This is a genomic window from Mesorhizobium sp. M1322 (assembly GCF_040318085.1).
Classification (GTDB): Bacteria; Pseudomonadota; Alphaproteobacteria; order Rhizobiales; family Rhizobiaceae; genus Mesorhizobium.
This window is the reverse complement of record NZ_JAMYLP010000011.1, coordinates 25655-44339: the sequence shown is the minus strand read 5'-3', so window position 1 is coordinate 44339 and position 18685 is coordinate 25655. Positions and strand designations below refer to the sequence as shown.

Genomic DNA, 18685 nt, shown 5'->3' with positions numbered 1-18685 from the left:
CCGCGGAGTTAAGGATATGAACAACCAATGCATAGGAGAGCTCTGATGGCACCGCGCAGAAAACCCGACGATCCGTCCGAAGGTCCGACCATCGAACAGCAGGATTGGGACGCGATCAAAGGCGGCGAAATTCTACCGGACAGCGTGCCGGGAAACGGCGACATCCGTCGCGACGTCGAGAACGAGGCTGAACTGCCCGAAGAAGACGACGACAATCCGTACCAGGAAAGTGACGAGGCGCTGCCGGACGACGAAGAGGAACGTGCCATCTCGCGCAACCCCTCGAAGCAAGATATCGACGAGCCGTGAACGGCAGCATAGCGCGGCTGGTTCCGGTCCAAATTCCGTGAAAAGTTCCTCCAAATGACAGAAAAGGCCCCGCGGGAAGGAAGCGCGGGGCCTTTGTCCGAATGCCGTGCGAACGGCTTTCCAGTCGCTGGAGTAGGACGATTTTGCTTCCACCCATGGCCGGCGGATCTTGCTCCATCGAAACCGAAAAGAGAAGGCGCTCGTTCGCTGCTTCGCCAGCATTGCTGCTCGATGCATAAGGCTCAACCCATCGATCACAATTTCTGTCTGACGGAACAACTCCAAAAAACGCTCGTTGGATAATCATCGCAATCAGCGATGCAACTCGAATGGAGACCCATCATGATGAAAATTCTTTCTGCAACCGTACTCAGCATCGCCCTTGCCACTTCGGCGATGGCGCAATCAAGCGGCACAGGATCCGGCACCAGCGATCCGGGAGCGGCCACCGGGACCGGCACTGGCACCATGGCTCCCGGCACCGATAATGCAACTCCTGCCGATCCAAACGTAACCGGTTCAACAACCACAGGCGCGGACGGCATGGGTGACCGGTGTAAGGAAACGGCAGGCGCCGATGCGAATACAGGCTCCGCCAGTGGCACTGCAACTTCGGACATGGAGAATTGCCCCAAGTGAGGGAGCTAGCGCTTGTTGAGCACCGCTGTAGGTGCCTTCGTTTGCGCATGATGCGCCGCATCACTTGTTAGACAAAGCCGGGAACCGGCTTTGTCTTGCCGCTTAGTTGCGCGCCCAATGTCAGTGCCTGCGGAAAATTCCGGATAATTGCCGGCATCAAGGTGGTGTTACCGGGGCGAAGGGCAATTCTGGCAATCGCTGCAGCGGCGTAGACCCGTGTCGAAAACAGTCTCTTCCAGGCCATCTCATAGCGCCTACCGGCAGCCTCGCGCCCTGCACCGCCACCTGGCGCGCATGCGAGTTCCGAGGCCAGCAGCCAGCCTGACTGAAGCGCCATCGATATGCCCTCGGCGATAACAGGATGAGACTCTCCGGCTGCATTGCCGACGCGGAAGATGTCCCGTTCGTAGCAGGAGCGAATTCCCGGCCGGATCGGACCTGCGGCAAGCCACGGACCGTCGGCGTGAGCTGACTCCAGGGCATCCCTGACACCCCGGCACGATTCCATCAAATGACGGGAGACCGCATCGGCGGCCGACAAATGGCTCTGGTGTTTGGGGTGTTTGCGCAACCGTGCAAGCATATCGCGCCGAATGCAGCACGAGATAGACAGCCGGCCATGATCCGCCAAGACCATGCCGCCATAACCGCCGGGGAATACCAGCAGGGGCATCAAATCAGGCGCCAGGGACGACCCGGTGAAATGCGCCTTGAAGCCGAGCAGATCCGACGGGCGGTTGGTCTTCCCGAGCTGGCTGGGCAGCGGCCCTGGTTCCCAGGAGCCGTGAGCGGCGACAATCACCGGCGCACGCAACATCGTCGTTTCGTTTCCGGCTTGAATTCGCACTATTCGCATCTCGCCATCCCGATCGATGGCGACGGCGCGGCAAGGCTGAAAGATTTCGACGCCCGCCGATCGCGCCGCCTGCAGAAGCAGACCGTCGAGAATGTCCCGGCCGAGCGCCCGGCCGAAGCCATCTTTTGCAGAGCGCCCATCGTTTGCGCGAGGCATTGGCGCATCGACGCTAGTTTCGCCGGAAAAGAATCCGACACGGCGGATTTCGGGGCCGGCATCGGCACGCCACGCTTCGCCGATCTCCAACTGGTCCAGAAGCGCAAGATTGCTTGCTGACACGTATTCGCCGCAGACCTTGCGACGCGGGTACGCGCTCTTTTCCACAATAGCCACGGCCCATCCGCGCCGGGCCAACGTCAGCGCGACGGATGTGCCCGCCGGGCCGGCGCCTATGATGATCGCGTCGTGTGTCGATAATCGCGTCATAGGTCATGACCGGCGCTGGCGCCGACGAAAATGTGGGAAAAAAGGCCGGCGCGCCGTTCCTCGACCGGTTTGCCGTTTGCTGCGAGCCAGAGACCGGAAAGCTCGTTGCCGCGAAAGCCGGCACGCACGCTTTGAGCCGCGTCGTTTCGTGTCACGTCATTGGCGCCGATTGCCGGCAGAAGACGGGTCGCGGCCAAGGCCAGTTTCGTCCGCAACGGCTCTGTCGCCACGAGCAGCGGGGTCTTCGGCGCCATCAGCGAAAACAGACGCGCGAGCTCGGCATCGTCGAAATGATGCAGAAACAGATTGACGGTGATGGCGTCGAACCGCGTGCCCTCGGTCTTTCTTGCCCAGTCGAAGACATCGGCGGTGACGCCTTCGACCGTCCACCCCAGCCTGTCAAACTCACCACGCAATTGCACGGTGAAGAGGTCGACGCGGTCGAGCATTACCAGTTCGACCCCAGGCCAATGCCCGGCCATGCGCCGCGCTACCGCCAGCATGAAGGAGCCATCGCCGGCGCCGATCTCCAGAATCCGGCGTGGCGGCTTTGGCACAAATTTCCTGAGCAGCGACGCCATGATCTTCGCCTGAAACATCAGCGCGTTGATCCGACGGAGGTCGCGGCGCGCCGCAAGTGCTCGCGGGTCGTCGGCTGCAAGTCCGTCGAGGATTTCCGGCGCAAGCTGCCGGTGCTCCAGGCCGCTCATGACACCGTTCGGAAAAGCATGGTTTCGGCCGTCAGCCCGGGTCCGAACGACATGCCGCAGCCGAGCTGGCCTGGTGGCGCCTTCAACATCTCTTTCATCACGAACATGACGGTCGCAGACGACATGTTTCCGTATCGGCGCAACACCTCGCGCGATGGCTCCAGCGCGGTGGGTGCAAGTTTCAGGGCCCGTTCGACCGCGTCGAGGACCGAACGTCCACCCGGGTGCACGGCCCAGAGGTCGATCGCCTCGGTCGGCCGGTCGCCGAGGATGGCGTCCTGGTTGCTCCGCAACGCTTCATGGATTGCTGCCGGGACCTGGCCGGAAAGAATCATCTCGAAACCGTGGTCGCGAATGCTCCAGCTCATCAGATCCCGCCGCTCGTTCGCCACGATACAGTAAAAGCTTTCGAGCTCGATGCCGTGCGGTTCGGCGGTGACGAGCGCAGCCGCACAGCCATCGCCCCAGAGACAGAACGACAGCAGCTTTTCCAAGTCGCTGGTTTCGCGCAGATGCATCGTGCAAAGTTCAATATTGACCAACAGGACCCTGGCCTGCGGGTCCGAGCGGATGATGTGGCGGGCAAGCTTGAGGCCGTTGATCGCCGCGTAGCACCCCATGAACCCGATCATCGTGCGTTCGACCCTTTCCGGCAGGCCGCATCGCGCAACCAGCTCCAGGTCGATCCCCGGCGCTGTAAAACCGGTGCAGGTGGTGACGATGAGGTGGGTGATGCGGGAAGCACCGCCACCGAGCTCCAATCCGTCGACGCCTTTTTGCGCCAGAACAGGTGCGGCATGACAGAACATTGCCATTCTCTCGGCCGTTCCAGGAAAGGCGCCCCGGATGAACCTCCCGGCCAGATCTGCTGATGGTCCCTCGGGGTCGCCGGCAGGAGCAAAGCAGGAATAGCGGTGCTCGATGCCGGCAAGGTCAGCCATACGTTTGAAAATTCTTCGGCGATCGGCCGCAAGCATGGAGGCCGCGAAACGCAGATAGAATTGATGAACCTCGTGCTCCGGCACCGCTGTCGCGATCCGGTTGATATACGCTTTGGTCGGCATATTTGTCTCCTCGGCGTTGTGCACGGTATAATTTGGGGCCACCGCCGGAGGTTGTTTGGTCATCAGCACCAGATGTGGACATCAGGTTTTGAGTGTTGTCTACAAACGTTTCAGAAAACTGATTTCATCCCGAGGTTTAGCTTGTGCTGTTGCCAGCCGATGCTGCAGTTCGCCGATACTAGGAACATAGGATCCATCACCGAGGCGTCCACCGCAGAGCCCGCGCTTCCGGCCCCCACCGGGCACGGTCTTTTTGCTGGTCGATGGAACATTAGCACATACTAAGAGTTGTAGGATGACAGCCGAATATCTCCCGGACATTGGCTGCTGGACCGGGGCCAGTACCCCAGTCGGCCCGCGCTCCTGCAGAGGCGCGGGCTTCCGGTCCAAAGAATAATTTGGCGGCTTGAGGCCCAGTTTTGGAACGAGAACGCCGTGAGGGCGTTCGCCATAATTATCGCAAAGGAGAGCTGTCATGAACAACATCATCTGGCTGGTCGGGGCCATCGTTATCGTAATAGCGATACTCAGTTTCCTTGGTCTTCGTTAATAGTCGCTTTTAGCGAAGCCGACGCGTGAATAGCCCGTTATTTGGGGTCGGCTCTGGGGTCTGCAGGCGCAGCAGCTACCCGCGCGAACGACCCCGCTCCTTCACGGGCGAAGTTCCCTGCCCGATCCATACCCTCCAAAACCCGGCGCTCTCATTTGACGCCGCGTCTCCTGGCTTGAGCGGGTGACGTCCGCATCCCCGCTCGACTTTGCGTCGCGGGGTTGCGGCGCATGAAAATCACCCTCGGGCGGTTGACCTTCCAGCAGCTGGAAGGTCTATTTCCACGCAAACGGAGATTTTCATCATGAACATTGGCCTCGCATCCGAGAAATCCGGCCTGCCGTCCAAGACGATACGCTACTACGAGGACATCGGGCTTTTGCGCCCGGCCCGGACAGACAATGGTTATCGTGACTATTCGACGGCAGACATCCATCGCCTCCGGTTTCTGCAGCGCTCGCGCAGCCTGGGTTTTTCGGTCGACGAGTGCCGTCAATTGCTGTCGCTTTATCAAGACAAGGACCGCGAGAGCGCCGACGTCAAATCTATCGCAGAAGCCAAGCTGGTGGAGATCGACAGGAAGATCGCCGAACTCGTGGGATTGCGCGGCCTGCTTCATCATCTGGTCGAGCACTGCCACGGCGATGAGAGGCCGGACTGCCCGATCATCGACGAATTGGCGGGAGAGGGCATGGTTCAGTGAAATGGACTGCCGTGGTGATGCTGAAGCTTGCCTGCGCCTCCGCTGTGGTGGCCGCGGCCGGACCTGACCCAATCGTCGCGACGCGCCAGGCCTCGATGAAGGAGATGGCCGCCGCCGCGAAGACGATCGCGGGGATGTTCGAGGGCAAGCTGGCCTATGACGCCGCGGTTTTCAAGGCGGCGGCCGGAACCATTCGCGCCCGCACCGGCCCTGCCCTCATTGCGGAATTTCCCAGCACGACATTGGGCGCACCTTCGGGCGCCAAGTTGGAGATTGATCAAGCCCGTTCGGAATTCGAGGCGCTGGCCCGTCACATCGGGACGCTGGCCAGCACGCTGGCAGCCAAGGCCGAGCGGGCGCCCGCCAGCATCACCGACGATATGAGGATGGGTTCCGGCCCGGCGATGGGCGGCGGCAGCCTGCTTGGCAAGCGGCAGGCAGCGGCGGAAGCCGATCCTGCCAAGGCTCCCGCCGAGCACCTCCTGCATCTTATCCTGCAGGATTGCTCAAGCTGTCATTCGAAGTTTCGGCAGAAGGTCCTTTGAAGGCCGAGCGATCCGCGACATCACCGGATGGCTGATTGGCCGGGTGCGGCGCTGATTGACGCTGCGGTGCCTTTTCTTCATTGTCCCGTTGCTGACTCCGAGGTTCAGCAATGAAGCGCAGTCTCGCTTTCGGTGTGATTGTCGGCAGTGTGATCGCCGTCGTCGGCCTGCTGGGCGGCGGCGCACTTTTGATTGCTGGCCAGTCCAGAGTTTCGCAAGACGCAATCCAGTCATCGGTTATCCGCACCCCTGAATTGATCGACAGCGCCTGGAAGTTGCCCGTGGCTGCCACTTTCACTGCCGACGTCGCATGGCAATCAAATGGGTCAAGGTGCGGCCCGGCAAGTGTCGCAAACACATTCCGCTCCATCGGCGAGGAGGAGACAACCGAAGCCGAAGTCCTCGCGGGAACCGGAAAGTGCTGGACAGGCTTTTGCATCATCGGGCTCACGCTGGACGAGCTTGCCGAGGTCGCTCGAACCAACACCAAGCGGAAGGTCTCCGTGCTTCGGAATCTGAGCGCTGATGCGTTTCGCGAGCACATGAAGCGCGCCAACGATCCCGGCCGCCGTTACATCGTCAAGTTTACCCGTGAGAAGATTTTCGGCGCCGGCAGCGGCCATTTTTCCCCGGTCGGAGAATATCTGGAGGCCGAGGACATGGTCTTCGTCCTCGACGTAAACGAGGATTATAAGCCCTGGCTGATCGAGCGTGAGCGCCTGTTCTCAGCCATGAACACAATCAATAGCGATGGCGACAAAAAGCGCGGCTTACTGCTTCTCGAGTAGCACGGTCGCAAGCAGTTTCGCAGACTGCCTAATCCATGAGCCGAGTCCCTGCGGCTGCCTTCAATCGACGAGCACGGCGACCACTGCGGTGCAGTCGCCCGACTTGACCAATCCGGGGAAATGCCGCGCGGCCAATAGACCCGACATCCTCGCCCTGATCTCCTGAGGTGCGGTACCGGTGCGACCGATGGAGTGGATGCGCGCCAGGACCTGACCCTCCTCGACAGGCTCGCCGAGATCGATCATCGTTTCGATCATCCCGTCGTCCTCGGCGAACGAGAAGCAATCGCCCGACGGCATGTCGAGCCAGCGGGTCGGCTGCATCTCGACTGCACCGGCGACAATGCCGGCATGGCGCAGCACATTGAGCACCCCGCGACGGGCGATCCGCACCGTCCCCGCGCGAGAGGTCCCACCCCCTCCAAGCTCGGTGGTGATGAACAGCTTGCCCATCTCTTCGGCTGCAGTGTCGAACATGCCAACCGCGTCGATCTCCAGCATCTTCATCGACCACGGCGCCGAGAACGCTTCGACCGCGGCGAAGCCCTTCGCTTCCAGCACCTTGTCGGGCCGGATATGGGCGGCACAGAACGGCACGAAGTCGAGCGTCTTGCCGCCGGAATGGAAGTCGAGCGCGATGTCTGCGCGGGGGAGCAACTCACTTTGAAAATAATCCGCGATCTTCTCGGTCACCGTACCGTCGGGCCGGCCGGGAAAGCTGCGGTTCAGATTGCCCTTGTCGATCGGCGAGGTGCGGGTGCCGGCGCGGAACGCCGGGTAGTTCATCGCGGGCACGATGATCACCGTGCCGCTGACGTGCTTCGGATCGAGGGTACGGGCGAGATCGTAGAGCGCCAGCGGCCCCTCATATTCGTCGCCATGATTGCCGCCGGTGAGCAACGCACTCGGCCCGTTGCCGTTGCGGATCACGCAAATCGGGATCATCACCGATCCCCAGGCCGAATCGTCGCGGCTATAGGGCAGGCGCAGGAATCCGTGCTGCACGCCGTCGCGGTCGAATTCGACGGTCGGCGTAATCGGTGATGGGCGAAGGTGGGACACCGGGCTCAATCCTTCACCACCAGCTTACGCGGCACATTGGCCAGGCACTCGACACCGGTCTCGGTGATCAGGATGGATTCGGTGATCTCGAGCCCCATCGTCTCCAGCCACAGGCCGGTCATGAAATGGAAGGTCATGCCGGGCTTCAGCTCGGTGCGGTCGCCGGGGCGCAGGCTCATCGTGCGCTCGCCCCAGTCAGGCGGATAGCTGAGACCGATCGGGTAGCCGGTGCGGTTATCCTTGACGATGCCGTATTTCTTCAACACTGCGAAGAAGGCGTTGGCGATGTCTTCGCAGGTGTTGCCGGGCTTTGCCGCAGCCAACCCCGCCTCCATGCCTTCCAGCGTCGCCTTTTCGGCATCGAGGAATTCCTGGGTGGGTTTACCAAGGAACACAGTCCGAGAAAGAGGACAATGGTAGCGGTTGTAGCAGCCGGCGATCTCGAAGAAGGTGCCCTCGCCCGACTTCATCGGCCTGTCATCCCAGGTCAGATGCGGCGCCGACGCATCGGCGCCCGACGGCAGCAGCGGCACGATCGCCGGATAGTCGCCGCCGATGCCGTCGACGCCGCGCGTGCCGGCATCATAGATCTCGGCGACCAGGTCGCATTTGCGCATGCCGACTTCGATCTTGTCGACGATGCGCTGGTGCATCACTTCCACGATGCGGGCGGCCTTGCGCATATAATCGATTTCGGTCGGGCTCTTAACTGCGCGCTGCCAGTTGACGAGTGCCGTGGCGTCGACGAAGCGGGCATTGGGCAGATGTTTCTGCAGCGAAGCGAAGGCAGCGGCCGAGAACCAGTAATTGTCCATCTCGACACCGATCGCGAACTTGCCCCAGCCGCGATCGGTCAGCACCTGCGAGAGAAAATCCATCGGGTGACGTTCGGTCGACTGCACATAATGGTCGGCATAGCCAACGATGTTGTCGTGCGCGAGATAGGCGGTGCGCTTGGCGCCGTTGGCGTCCTGGCCGCGCCCGTACCACACCGGTTCGCCCGACGGCGGCACGATGACGGCCTGGTGCACATAGAACGACCAACCGTCATAGCCGGTCAGCCAGGCCATGTTGGACGGATCGCTGACAACAAGGAGATCGACACCCTTGGCCTCCATGGCCTTGCGTGTCTTGGCGAGGCGGTCCGCATATTCGCCGCGCGAGAATTTCAAACTAGGCTGCATTGTTTCTTGGTCCTCGTTTGTTGGGCCTTGCGGCCGGCATCAGCTTTCGAAAATAGTCCCGGCATTCCCCGCCCGCGCACGGTCGCGGGCGAGCGTCGCGATCGCCGTGTCCTGCACGCCGGTGCCGGTGAGGTCGGCGATGGTGATGTCGCTATCCGAGCGCCGGCCATGTCTTTCGCCGGCGATGATCTGGCCGAGCTCGGTAATCTCGGCATCGGCCGCCATCACGCCCGTCGCGATGGCATGATGCAGTTCGCCCAGCAGCCGCGTCTGTTTCGCGCTGTCGGCGACGTAGAGATCGGCCATGCGCAGGATCGCCGGCGCGATCTCGTTCTTGTGCTCGGCGTCCGAGCCCATCGCGGTGATGTGCTGGCCGGCGGAGACGAAGCCGGCCTTGATCAGCGGTTCGGTCGATGGTGTCGTGGTGACGATGATGTCGGCGCCGGCCGCCGCCGTTGCCGCATCGGGCTCAGCATGCACGACGATGCCCAGCCGCTCGCGCAATGCTTCCGCGGCGGCCTCGGCCTTGGCTACGTCTCTGGCCCAGATGCGGGCCTCGGCGATCGGCCGCACCAGCCTAAGCGCCTCGAGCTGTAGTCCGGCCTGGACGCCGGCGCCGAAGATCGCGGCGATCGAGGAGTCCGCCCGCGAAAGATGTTTCGCCGCGACCGCTCCGGCGGCGGCCGTGCGGATGTCGGTCAAATAGCCATTGTCGAGCAGCAGCGCCTCGACCAGCCCGGTTTTTGACGACAGCAGCACCATCATGCCGTTGACGCTGGGCAGGCCGAGCTTTGGATTGTCGAAGAAGCCGGGACTGATCTTGATGGCAAAACCGTCGATCCCGGGCACATAGGCAGTTTTGACGTCGACCTCGCCGCGATGCTCGGGAATGTCGAGCCGCAGGATCGGCGGCATCGCCACCGGCAAGGTGGCAAGCGCACGGAACGCATTTTCGACGCAGGCGACGGCAACGAGATCGAGCTTCACGACCGCGCGCAATTCGGCTTCGGTGAGTATCGTCATCCGGTTCATGCGGCGTGCTCCTCAATTGCTTCGCCGCAAATGACTCTCCTGTGCAGCGTCATGTCGATGTTGCGGCCCGACAGAATGAGCACCGTGGGGCCGCTCGCCCTGACCTTGCCGGCAAGCACGGCGGCGATGCCGACCGCGCTGGCGCCTTCGACGATCTCGCGCTCCTGTTCATAGGCATGGCGGATGCCGGCGGCGATCTCGCCCTCGTCGAGCAGGATCACGTCGTCGAGCAGGTCGCGGCACATCGAGAAGGTCAGCCGGTTGTCGAGGCCGATGCCACCGCCAAGCGAATCCGCCAGCGTCGACAGTTCCTCGACCAAAACTGGATGTCCGGCATCGAGGCTTGCCTTCATCGCCGCACCCCGCGCCATCGAAACGCCGATGACCTTCGTGCCGGGGCTGACGCCCTTCACGGCAGCGGCGACACCCGCTGCCAGTCCGCCACCGGACAGCGGCACCAGCACCAAAGCGGCGTCAGCAACCTGCTCCATGATCTCCAGCCCGAGCATGCCTTGCCCGGCGATGATATCAGGATGGTCGAAGGGCGGCAGCATGACCAGCCTCTTTTCCGCGACCAGCCGGTCGACCTCCTGCTGCGCATCGTCCTGGCTGTTGCCGACGATGCGGATCTCGGCGCCAAGCCGACGGATTTCATCGAGCTTATTCTGCGGCACCAGTCGCGACATGCAGATCGTCGCGCGCACGCCTTCGAGCTTCGCCGCATGAGCCAGCGCCCGGCCGTGATTGCCCGTCGAGGCGGCGACCACGCCACGTGCCTTCTCCTCGGCGTCCAGCGAAGCGATTGCGTTCGAGGCGCCACGCAGCTTGAAGCTGCCGGTAGTCTGCCGATGTTCGAGCTTGAGATAAACAGGCGCGCCCAAGCGTCCGGAAAGACTCGGGGAAAGCACGGTCGGCGTGCGCTCGACCTTGCCTGCGATGCGCTCGCGCGCCGCGCGGATATCGGAGAGGGTGACGTCGTTCGCGGTCATGACCTTTGCTCTGCAATCAATTCAAAGGCAGCGTCATCAGCCGGCCAAATTCGGCGCGCGGCTCGTCGTCGCCGCAAAGCCGCAGGCAGTTCCAGACCGTCGCCTGGTTGCTGGTGACGACCGGACGGCCGATCGCCTCTTCCATGCCGACCACGGCAAGTGCAGCCCGCAGCGCCGTGCAGGAGACGAACAGCGCGTCCGCTTGCGCGTCGGTCGTCTCGCGCGCCAGATCGACCAGCGACGCCGGCGCAATCCGCGCCATCTCGCGGTCGTCCTCGAAGCCGAGACAGGTGAAGCTGGCGATCTCGAACCCGTGCGCCGCGAAATAGGCCGCCATCGGCCGGCTGGTCTCGACCGTGTAGGGCGTGAGAATGCTGATCGTCCTGGCGCCCAGCGCCTTCAAGCCGCGCACCCCTGTCATCGGCGGCGTGACCACGGGCACGCCGGGCTTGGCTGCCTGCACCGCCGCCTCGATCTCGGCATCGCCGATGATCACGGAGGCCGAGGTGCAGGAATAGCAGATCGCGTCGAGCGGCTCATCGGGCAGGATGAGCGCCGCGCCCGCCGTAAGCGACGGCTGCATCTTGCGCAAATTCTCCGGCGTCGTCGGATTGGCGTAGGGAATGCGCGCGACATAAACGCCGATCCGGTCGCTCGCCACCATGCGGCGAAAATCCGGTTCGGTCGTATGGTCGGTCGCAAGGATGATCAACCCGACGCGCTTTTCCAGCGGGCGCGCGTCGAGCGCGGGCCGTGTCGCGTGGACGCGGATGTCGACAGGAGCGGTCATCACGCGCTCCTTGCCAACGGTTTGGTCGAAGGAACTGTCATCTTTCAATCCGCCCGTAGCGGCGTTCCAGCCAGCGCAGCAGCACGACCGAGAATAGGCTGATGACGAGGAAGAAGGCGCCGACCAAGGTCATCGGCTCGACATAGCGGTAATAGGTGTTGGCGACGCTCTTGGCCTGGTTCATCAGTTCCAGCACGGTGATCGCCGACAGCAGCGGCGTCTCCTTGAACATCGCGATGAAGTAGTTGGCAAGCGCCGGGATCATCGGCGGAATCGCCTGCGGCATGATGATGTGGGTCCAGGTCTGCCTGGCGTTCAGATTGCAGGCCTTGGCGGCTTCCCATTGGCCGCGCGGCACATTCTCGATACCGGCGCGATAGACCTCGGCCGTATAGGTGCCGTAATGCAGGCCGAGGCCGATGACGCCCGCCACCAGCGGCGGCAGCAGGATACCAATATCCGGCAGCACGTAGAAGATGAAATAGAGCTGCACCAAAAGCGGCGTGCCGCGAATGAATTCGGCGAGGAAGCCGACGGTGCGCGACAAGCCCTTGTTCGGCGAGCGCCGCGCCAGTGCGATGGCCAAGCCGACGATCGCGGCCAGAACCGAGCCGAGCAGCGTCGCCAGGATGGTGATCTTCACGCCCTGGATCAGCGTCGGCATGATCTCCCAGACGAAATTCCAATCCCACTCCATTATGAGACCCGATCCATCAGACGCGCACCCCGTCGAGGCCGCGCGCCATGCGGCGTTCCAGCGATCGCACGCCCCAGGAAATGATCAGCGCAAGGACGAAATAGATGATGAGAATGGTGGCGAACGGCACCAGCGTGTTGCCGGTCTGCGAGCGCACCACCTGCGCCTGGAATGTCAGATCGGCGAGCGAGATCAGCGAAACGACGGCGGTGGACTTGAGCAATTCGATGGCGTTGTTGCCGAAGGTCGGCAGCATGACCAGCAGCGCCTGCGGCAGGATGACATGGCGCATGGCTTGCCAGCGGCCGAGATTGACCGCGATGCAGGCCTCGTACTGTTCGCGGCCGATCGACTGGATGGCGCCGCGCACCACCTCCGCGCCGTAGGCGCCGACATTGAGGCCAAGTGCCAGCACGCCGGCCTGCAGCGGCGTCAGCGAAATGCCGATGAACGGCAGCACGAAATAGGCCCAGAACAGCTGCACGAAGATCGAGGTGCCGCGGAAGAATTCGATATAGGCGGTGGCCAGCGCCCGAACGGCGAAAAAACGCGACAGCCGCCCCATCCCGGCGAGAAAGGCCATGATCAGGGCAAGCACCGACCCCATCAGCGTCAGCTCGATGGTAACTAGCGCTCCCTGCAATATCAGGCCGAAATAGCCGGACCATTGGGTCATTGGGTCGAGAGTTTCCGCGTTGAATGTCGAGCGAGACGTTGGTTCCAGCGTCCTTCTCCCCGTTCACGGGGAGAAGATGCCCGCAGGCAGTGAGGGGCGGCGCGAACCAACCAAAGTATGGCGCTGCCCCTCATCCGTCACTTCGGGCCACCTTCTCCCCGTGAACGGGGAGAAGGAAAAAGGCGCCTACTTTGCCGAGCAGAGCTTGTCGCGGCTCGTCGACATCGCTGCCGCTGCCGAGAAGCCGTAAGGCTCGATGATCTTGGCGAATTCGCCGGACTCCTTCAGCTTGGCCAGCTCGACGTCATAGGCGTCGCGCAGCGCCTCGTCGCCTTTCTTGAAGGCCGCGCCGTCGCAATAGACCGGCGCGCCGACCACCGGGGCGACGACTTCGAGGTTCGGATCATTGGCCTTCTTGACCAGATCGTTGATCGACAGCACTGGCAGCGAATAGGCGTCGATGCGGCCGTCCTGCAGCATCTTCAGGCCGCTCTGGCCGTCCGGCACGACGATGACGCGGTCACGTGGCACGCCGGCAGTGAGCGCCAGCTTCTCCTCGGTGCCGCCGCCCGGCGCCCCGATCGTCGCGGTGGCATCCTTGGCGACATCCTCGTAGCTCTTGAAGCCCTTCGGGTTGCCCTTCTTCACCAGCATCGCCTCGGCGTCGCACAGCACCGGCTCCGAATAAGCGACCGCCGCGCAGCGCTCCGGCTTCATGAACAGGCCGGCGGTGACGACGTCGAAACGGCCGGCCTGCAGGCCGGGGATCATGGCGCCATATTCCGAGATCGAGGCGACGATGTCGTTGACGCCGAGTCGCTTGAATATCTCGCGCGCCACGTCGGGCGCCGCACCCGAAACCTTGCCGTCGGCCGCAACCGCCGTATAGGGCGGCTCGTTGGCGATGGCGACACGGGCGAAGCCCTGTGCCTTGAGCTCTTCGAGCTTGCTGTCGTCGGCCGATCCCGCGGTCGAGGCGGCCAGAATCGCGGTCAGTGCAACACCGGCCACGCCGGCCAGAATGCCAAGTTTCTTCATTGTTCCCAACTCCTTGCTTCTCTTCTTGGTTTGCTTTGGTCGAGACGGCGTTGCCGCCCTTGAGGACGGCTTCGCCGCCTTGGCATGGCGGTCAGACGCGATGTCCGGCCGCGATGATCTTCTTCAGGAAGCCTTGCGTACGCTCCTGCTTGGGATTGCGGAAAATCTCGTCGGGCTTGCCTTCCTCGACGATCTTGCCGCGGTCGAAGAACAGAACCCGGTCGGCGAAATCATGGGCAAAACCCATTTCGTGGGTGACCAGCAGCATGGTCATGTCTGTCTCGGAGCAGAGCCGCCACAACACGTTCAGCACCTCCTCAACCAGTTCCGGATCGAGCGCCGATGTCACCTCGTCGAACAGCATGATCCTGGGCTGCAGCGCCAAGGCGCGAGCGATGGCAACGCGCTGCTTCTGCCCACCGGAGAGCTGCGCCGGCATCGCTCTGGCCTTGTCTGCCATGCCGACCATGTCGAGCAGTTCCATCGCCCGTTTTTCGGCGGCGGCGCGCGGCATGCCCTTGGTCAAGATCGGCGCCAGCGTGACGTTGTCGATGACACTCTTGTGCGGAAACAGGTTGAACAGCTGGAAGACCATGCCGATCTTCTGGCGCATTCTTGCCAGATGCCGTTCGTCGGCGGGCAGCAACTGGCCGTTGCGCTCCATGTGGTAGAGCTGCTCGCCGTCGATCTGGATGTGGCCGCTGTCGATCCTCTCCAGCGTCATCAGGATGCGCAGGATCGTCGTCTTGCCCGAGCCGGATGGGCCGATCAGCGCCAGCTTCTCGCGCGGCATGACCTGCATCGACAGGCCGTCCAGCACCTTGAAGGTGCCGAAGCTTTTCGAAATGCCGTCGATCTTGATGATGGGCGCGGACAATGAATTCCCCGTGTTGGAGAAGCTTGGTGCCTTCAACGATGCGGAACGCGCCAAATCATGTCAATCAGGAAAATAAACTCATGACAATGTTTCTGGCTCCGCACAATTCCGCGGCGATCTTGCCTAGATCGCCAGCAGGAGATGCTCCGGATCGCCGAGCAGAAGTTTGGTGACAACGCTCAGGCCGGCGCGCAGTTCCTCCTCGGTAGTCGATCCCAGCGAGATGCGCACTGCCGGCTGCCAGGGCTCCTGCGAAATACGGAAGGATGTGCCTGGCGCGATCGCCACGCCCTGCAAACGGGCCTGCGAGACGAAACTCTCCTCGGCGCGGTCCCCGGGCAGCTGCAGCCACAGATGCAATCCGTCACGATGGACACGATAGTCGACCCCGGCAAGCACCTGGGCGGCAATCTCCTGCCGCCGCCGCAGTGCGGAACGTTGCCAGCGGACAAGCTCCATCGCCGTGCCGTCGGTCACCCATTTTGTCGCGATCTCCGCCACCAGCGGCGTCGCCATCCAGTTGGAGACGAGATGCCGGTTGGCGACGGCGGCGACATAGCGGTCGGGCGCCGCGAGATAGCCGATGCGCAGGCCTGGCACGACGATCTTGGTGAAGCTGGTAACGTAGAGCGTGCGCTCTGGCGCGAAGGCGGCGACCGGTGGCGGCCGGTCTTCGACCAGCGGACCGAGCACGTCGTTCTCGATGAGGGCGATGTCGTGCCTGCGCGCCACCGCGGCGATCTGCTCGCGCCGCGCGGCATCCATAAGCGTTGCGGTCGGGTTGATCACCGAAGGCTGCACGAACACGGCGCGAATATCGGAAAGCTGGCACGCCTCGTCGAGCGCCTCCGGGATCAGGCCATTATCGTCGATCGGCAGGCCCTCGAGGTTGAAGCCGAGATAGCGCGCCAGCGGGATCAGCGTGTGGTGGCCGATCGCCTCGGTGGCGACGGTCGAACCGGGCGGCGCCACGCTCATCAGTGCCACCGTCATGCCGGCCGTGGCGCCGTTGGTCAGGCTGACATTCTGCGCGGACACATCGAGACCGCACAGCCGCAGCCATTCGACCGCCACCGCGCGGGGGCGCGGGAACACCATGTTCGGCCGGAACGACAGCGCCGAGCTCGACGGCAGGTTCTCGGCAAGCCAGCCCAGCGCCTGTTTCAACCGCTCCAGATGCATCGGCTCGCAAACCGGCTTCAGGATGGAGAGGTCGATGACCTCGCCAAGACGCTCCGGCAGGTATGGCGGCTCGGGCTCGCGGCGCTGCGTCTGCACGAAGCTGCCGCGGCCGATCTCGCCGGAGACCAGGCCCCGGCGGATCAGTTCCTCATAGGCGCGACTGACTGTCTGCACCGAAAGCTTCAATTCGTCGGCCAGCCGGCGATGCGTCGGCAGCCGCGCGCCGTTGGCTAGCCGTCCATCATGAATGGCGCGCGCGAACTGGTCGGCGAGCGACTGATAGGCCGGCCGCCGGATGAGCGCGGGATCTGGACGCCACAATGTCATGACATATTAGAGATCGAAATCAGTGCAATTGACAATCGAAATAATGCGCCGTCATGGTGTCGGGACGAAAAAGTGGAAGCTCATGGCCGCACCGAAACTCGATCAGATCGACCTCAAAATCCTCGACGCCGTCCAGCGCGACGGGCGCATCACCAAGCTGGCGCTCGCCGACAAGGTCGGCCTGTCGCCGACGCCGTGCTGGATGCGGCTGCGCAAGCTGGAAAAGGCCGGCATCGTCGCCGGCTATCACGCCAAGGTTGCGATGCGCGCCGTCGCGCCGGTCGCCACCGTACTGATGGAGGTGACGCTGGCCAACCACCGCCAGGCCGATTTCAACCGCTTCGAGCGCGTCATTCGCGACGTCCCCGAAATCGTCGCCTGCTGGTCGGTGGGCGGCGGCGTCGACTATCTGCTGAAAGTGATGGCGCGCGACATCGACGCCTACCAGCGGCTGGTCGACGTCCTGCTCGAACGCGAGATCGGCATCGACCGCTATTTCACCTACATCGTCACCAAGACAGTGAAGGAGGAGGTCGCCTTGCCGGTGGCGGATCTGCTGCCGATGTCGTCTTAGCGCTAGAGAGATCGGCTGCCCGGGCGATGCAATAGAGACAATCTCTCTACGCCCGGGCGCCCAAACAGCCTCTCTGTCTGCTGCACGCGGATAGTCTTCCCGTATCACTCCGAACCGGGAGACCTCGAACATGTCCGCGCATTTTGCCCGCCCACAACGCCACGAAGCGCTCGACCGCCTCGCCGACCGCCGGCTGCTGCGCGAACTCGCCTATGTCGACGGCCACTGGACTGCGAGTGAGGCCGCCGAGAGTTTTGAGGTGACCGACCCTGCTACAGGCGCCACCGTTGCCTGGGTTTCCGCGCTCGATAGCAGGCAGACGAGCAAGGCGATCGATGCGGCGTCGCGTGCCTTTCCCGCCTGGCGCGCGGCTCTCCCACAGGAACGCGCAAGAATCCTGCGAAAATGGTTCGACCTGATCATCGCCGCCAAAGACGATCTGGCACTGTTGATGACGCTGGAACAGGGCAAGCCGCTTAGGGAAGCCCTTGGCGAGATCGACTACGCCGCCTCCTTCGTCGAGTGGTATGCCGAGGAGGCAAAACGCCTCAACGCCGAAAGCGTCACCAGCCATTTGCCAAACGCCGAGATGATGGTGCGGCGCGAACCGCTCGGCGTCGTCGGCGTCGTCACTCCGTGGAACTTTCCCGCGGCCATGCTGACCCGCAAGGCGGCCGCCGCGCTCGCAGCCGGCTGTACGATCGTCGCGCATCCTTCGTCGGAAACGCCGCTATCGGCACTGGCGCTGGCCGAACTCGGCGAGCGCGCCGGCCTGCCGGCTGGCGTCTTCAACGTTCTCACCGGCAAGGCCTCGACCATCGTTGGGCGCATGTGCGAAGACGCTCGCGTCCGGGCCATGAGCTTCACCGGCTCGACCGAGATCGGCAGGCTTATCGCCGCGCAAAGTGCGCCGACGATGAAGCGGCTGGTGATGGAGCTTGGCGGCCATGCGCCGCTGATCGTCTTCGCCGATGCCGATCTCGACAAGGCTGTGACTATCGCTGTCGATGCCAAATTCGCCACTTCCGGCCAGGATTGCCTTGCCGCTAACCGCATCTATGTCCAGCGTTCGATTTATGATCACTTCTGCGCCGCCTTCGCCAGGCGCATCGAGGCGTTGCGGACAGGCAATGGCCTGGCCGATGACACCGATATCGGGCCCTTGATGCACGAGCGCGGCGTCAAGAAGGTCGAGGAGCAGGTTGCTGATGCGCTCGCCCATGGCGCGCGCTGCCTTACCGGCGGCAAACGCGATTCTGCAGGGCCGCTGTTCTACCAGCCGACCCTGCTGGCCGATGTTGGAGACGACGCGCTGATCATGCGCGAGGAAACCTTTGGTCCGGTCGCTGCCGTGACGCCTTTCGACAGCGAAGACGAGGTCATCGCCCGCGCCAACGCCACCGAATACGGCCTCGTCGCCTATGTCGTCACCGAGAACGGCGGCCGCCAATTGCGCATAGGCCGCGCGCTCGACTACGGTATGGTCGCCGTCAACCGCGTCAAGATCACCGGCGCGCCGATCCCGTTCGGCGGCGTCAAACAGTCCGGCATCGGCCGCGAAGGCTCGCGCCACGGGCTCGAAGCCTTTACCGACCTTAAATATCTCTGCCTGGACGTTGCGTAAGGTGTATCGACATTCAGGTGATGCCGGTCTGCAAATGGCGGCG

The 18685-nt window shown here is 63.1% G+C and carries 20 protein-coding genes; 7 read left to right on the top strand and 13 right to left on the bottom strand.

What is annotated here, in order from left to right; genetic code table 11:
• The first annotated feature begins 45 nt into the window (after nucleotides 1-45).
• Complete coding sequence (locus NKH12_RS06705) at nucleotides 46-309, top strand: hypothetical protein (RefSeq protein WP_352952418.1); 264 nt, start codon at nucleotides 46-48, stop codon at nucleotides 307-309.
• 342 nt (nucleotides 310-651) lie between these two features.
• Nucleotides 652-948 (top strand): hypothetical protein, encoded by a 297-nt coding sequence (locus NKH12_RS06700; protein WP_352952417.1) that lies wholly within the window; start codon nucleotides 652-654, stop codon nucleotides 946-948.
• A gap of 67 nt (nucleotides 949-1015) precedes the next feature.
• Here the strand turns inward: NKH12_RS06700 and NKH12_RS06695 are convergent, their stop codons facing one another.
• The 3 genes from NKH12_RS06695 to NKH12_RS06685 are packed head-to-tail and all read right to left on the bottom strand — an operon-like array spanning nucleotide 1016 to nucleotide 4004.
• A complete protein-coding gene (locus NKH12_RS06695) occupies nucleotides 1016-2230 on the bottom strand; it encodes an NAD(P)/FAD-dependent oxidoreductase (RefSeq protein WP_352952416.1) in 1215 nt (404 codons plus the stop codon).
• A complete protein-coding gene (locus tag NKH12_RS06690; RefSeq protein ID WP_352952415.1) occupies nucleotides 2227-2940 on the bottom strand; it encodes a methyltransferase domain-containing protein in 714 nt (237 codons plus the stop codon). The genes NKH12_RS06695 and NKH12_RS06690 overlap by 4 nt, the downstream gene beginning before the upstream one ends.
• Complete coding sequence (locus NKH12_RS06685) at nucleotides 2937-4004, bottom strand: type III polyketide synthase (protein ID WP_352952414.1); 1068 nt, start codon at nucleotides 4002-4004, stop codon at nucleotides 2937-2939. Before NKH12_RS06685 ends, NKH12_RS06690 begins: the two co-directional genes overlap by 4 nt.
• 854 nt (nucleotides 4005-4858) lie before the next feature.
• Between NKH12_RS06685 and cueR the strand changes: the two genes are divergently transcribed.
• The 3 genes from cueR to NKH12_RS06670 all read left to right on the top strand — a co-directional run bounded on the left by cueR (nucleotide 4859) and on the right by NKH12_RS06670 (nucleotide 6590).
• Nucleotides 4859-5257 carry a Cu(I)-responsive transcriptional regulator gene (gene cueR, locus NKH12_RS06680; RefSeq protein ID WP_352952413.1) on the top strand — a complete coding sequence of 133 codons (399 nt, stop codon included), beginning with the start codon at nucleotides 4859-4861 and terminating at the stop codon, nucleotides 5255-5257.
• Nucleotides 5254-5802: a cytochrome c gene (locus NKH12_RS06675; protein ID WP_352952412.1), complete on the top strand. Its 549-nt coding sequence runs from the start codon at nucleotides 5254-5256 to the stop codon at nucleotides 5800-5802. The genes cueR and NKH12_RS06675 overlap by 4 nt, the downstream gene beginning before the upstream one ends.
• 110 nt (nucleotides 5803-5912) lie before the next feature.
• Nucleotides 5913-6590 (top strand): phytochelatin synthase family protein, encoded by a 678-nt coding sequence (locus NKH12_RS06670; protein WP_352952411.1) that lies wholly within the window; start codon nucleotides 5913-5915, stop codon nucleotides 6588-6590.
• A 60-nt stretch (nucleotides 6591-6650) separates the two neighbouring features.
• Here the strand turns inward: NKH12_RS06670 and doeB are convergent, their stop codons facing one another.
• The 10 genes from doeB to ehuR form a co-directional block, all read right to left on the bottom strand.
• Nucleotides 6651-7652: a N(2)-acetyl-L-2,4-diaminobutanoate deacetylase DoeB gene (gene doeB / locus NKH12_RS06665; RefSeq protein ID WP_352952410.1), complete on the bottom strand. Its 1002-nt coding sequence runs from the start codon at nucleotides 7650-7652 to the stop codon at nucleotides 6651-6653.
• 5 nt (nucleotides 7653-7657) lie between these two features.
• Complete coding sequence (gene doeA, locus NKH12_RS06660; protein WP_352952408.1) at nucleotides 7658-8836, bottom strand: ectoine hydrolase DoeA; 1179 nt, start codon at nucleotides 8834-8836, stop codon at nucleotides 7658-7660.
• 39 nt (nucleotides 8837-8875) lie between these two features.
• A complete protein-coding gene (eutC, locus tag NKH12_RS06655; protein ID WP_352952407.1) occupies nucleotides 8876-9868 on the bottom strand; it encodes an ectoine utilization protein EutC in 993 nt (330 codons plus the stop codon).
• Nucleotides 9865-10857 carry a hydroxyectoine utilization dehydratase EutB gene (gene eutB, locus NKH12_RS06650; protein WP_352952406.1) on the bottom strand — a complete coding sequence of 331 codons (993 nt, stop codon included), beginning with the start codon at nucleotides 10855-10857 and terminating at the stop codon, nucleotides 9865-9867. The genes eutC and eutB overlap by 4 nt, the downstream gene beginning before the upstream one ends.
• A 16-nt stretch (nucleotides 10858-10873) precedes the next feature.
• Nucleotides 10874-11647, bottom strand: a complete 774-nt coding sequence (eutA, locus tag NKH12_RS06645) for an ectoine utilization protein EutA (protein ID WP_352952405.1) — start codon at nucleotides 11645-11647, stop codon at nucleotides 10874-10876.
• A 37-nt stretch (nucleotides 11648-11684) separates the two neighbouring features.
• Nucleotides 11685-12344, bottom strand: coding sequence for an ectoine/hydroxyectoine ABC transporter permease subunit EhuD (gene ehuD, locus NKH12_RS06640; RefSeq protein WP_352952404.1), 660 nt, complete (start codon nucleotides 12342-12344; stop codon nucleotides 11685-11687).
• Nucleotides 12345-12360: 16 nt separating this feature from the next.
• Nucleotides 12361-13020, bottom strand: coding sequence for an ectoine/hydroxyectoine ABC transporter permease subunit EhuC (ehuC, locus tag NKH12_RS06635; protein ID WP_352952403.1), 660 nt, complete (start codon nucleotides 13018-13020; stop codon nucleotides 12361-12363).
• A gap of 186 nt (nucleotides 13021-13206) precedes the next feature.
• Nucleotides 13207-14058 carry an ectoine/hydroxyectoine ABC transporter substrate-binding protein EhuB gene (ehuB, locus tag NKH12_RS06630; RefSeq protein ID WP_023797848.1) on the bottom strand — a complete coding sequence of 284 codons (852 nt, stop codon included), beginning with the start codon at nucleotides 14056-14058 and terminating at the stop codon, nucleotides 13207-13209.
• Nucleotides 14059-14149: 91 nt separating this feature from the next.
• On the bottom strand, nucleotides 14150-14935 hold the full coding sequence (gene ehuA / locus NKH12_RS06625) for an ectoine/hydroxyectoine ABC transporter ATP-binding protein EhuA (protein WP_352952402.1): 786 nt from the start codon (nucleotides 14933-14935) through the stop codon (nucleotides 14150-14152).
• 123 nt (nucleotides 14936-15058) lie between these two features.
• A complete protein-coding gene (gene ehuR, locus NKH12_RS06620) occupies nucleotides 15059-16444 on the bottom strand; it encodes a MocR-like ectoine utilization transcription factor EhuR (RefSeq protein WP_352952401.1) in 1386 nt (461 codons plus the stop codon).
• A gap of 82 nt (nucleotides 16445-16526) precedes the next feature.
• Here ehuR and NKH12_RS06615 point away from each other — a divergent pair, with 82 nt between their 5' ends.
• A complete protein-coding gene (locus tag NKH12_RS06615) occupies nucleotides 16527-17018 on the top strand; it encodes an Lrp/AsnC family transcriptional regulator (protein WP_352952400.1) in 492 nt (163 codons plus the stop codon).
• A 130-nt stretch (nucleotides 17019-17148) separates the two neighbouring features.
• Nucleotides 17149-18642: an NAD-dependent succinate-semialdehyde dehydrogenase gene (locus NKH12_RS06610; protein ID WP_352952399.1), complete on the top strand. Its 1494-nt coding sequence runs from the start codon at nucleotides 17149-17151 to the stop codon at nucleotides 18640-18642.
• Nucleotides 18643-18685: the final 43 nt, after the last annotated feature.

Bases quoted from the DNA above. Each gene is read 5' to 3' on its own strand.
- ehuD (WP_352952404.1), bottom strand. From the start codon at position 12,344: ATGGAGTGGGATTGGAATTTCGTCTGGGAGATCATGCCGACGCTGATC.
- doeA (WP_352952408.1), bottom strand. From the start codon at position 8,836: ATGCAGCCTAGTTTGAAATTCTCGCGCGGCGAATATGCGGACCGCCTC.
- ehuC (WP_352952403.1), bottom strand. From the start codon at position 13,020: ATGACCCAATGGTCCGGCTATTTCGGCCTGATATTGCAGGGAGCGCTA.
- NKH12_RS06705 (WP_352952418.1), top strand. From the start codon at position 46: ATGGCACCGCGCAGAAAACCCGACGATCCGTCCGAAGGTCCGACCATC.
- NKH12_RS06695 (WP_352952416.1), bottom strand. From the start codon at position 2,230: ATGACGCGATTATCGACACACGACGCGATCATCATAGGCGCCGGCCCG.
- eutC (WP_352952407.1), bottom strand. From the start codon at position 9,868: ATGAACCGGATGACGATACTCACCGAAGCCGAATTGCGCGCGGTCGTG.
- NKH12_RS06685 (WP_352952414.1), bottom strand. From the start codon at position 4,004: ATGCCGACCAAAGCGTATATCAACCGGATCGCGACAGCGGTGCCGGAG.
- NKH12_RS06700 (WP_352952417.1), top strand. From the start codon at position 652: ATGATGAAAATTCTTTCTGCAACCGTACTCAGCATCGCCCTTGCCACT.
- eutA (WP_352952405.1), bottom strand. From the start codon at position 11,647: ATGACCGCTCCTGTCGACATCCGCGTCCACGCGACACGGCCCGCGCTC.
- eutB (WP_352952406.1), bottom strand. From the start codon at position 10,857: ATGACCGCGAACGACGTCACCCTCTCCGATATCCGCGCGGCGCGCGAG.
- ehuB (WP_023797848.1), bottom strand. From the start codon at position 14,058: ATGAAGAAACTTGGCATTCTGGCCGGCGTGGCCGGTGTTGCACTGACC.
- NKH12_RS06615 (WP_352952400.1), top strand. From the start codon at position 16,527: ATGGCCGCACCGAAACTCGATCAGATCGACCTCAAAATCCTCGACGCC.
- NKH12_RS06610 (WP_352952399.1), top strand. From the start codon at position 17,149: ATGTCCGCGCATTTTGCCCGCCCACAACGCCACGAAGCGCTCGACCGC.
- NKH12_RS06670 (WP_352952411.1), top strand. From the start codon at position 5,913: ATGAAGCGCAGTCTCGCTTTCGGTGTGATTGTCGGCAGTGTGATCGCC.
- NKH12_RS06690 (WP_352952415.1), bottom strand. From the start codon at position 2,940: ATGAGCGGCCTGGAGCACCGGCAGCTTGCGCCGGAAATCCTCGACGGA.
- ehuR (WP_352952401.1), bottom strand. From the start codon at position 16,444: ATGACATTGTGGCGTCCAGATCCCGCGCTCATCCGGCGGCCGGCCTAT.
- cueR (WP_352952413.1), top strand. From the start codon at position 4,859: ATGAACATTGGCCTCGCATCCGAGAAATCCGGCCTGCCGTCCAAGACG.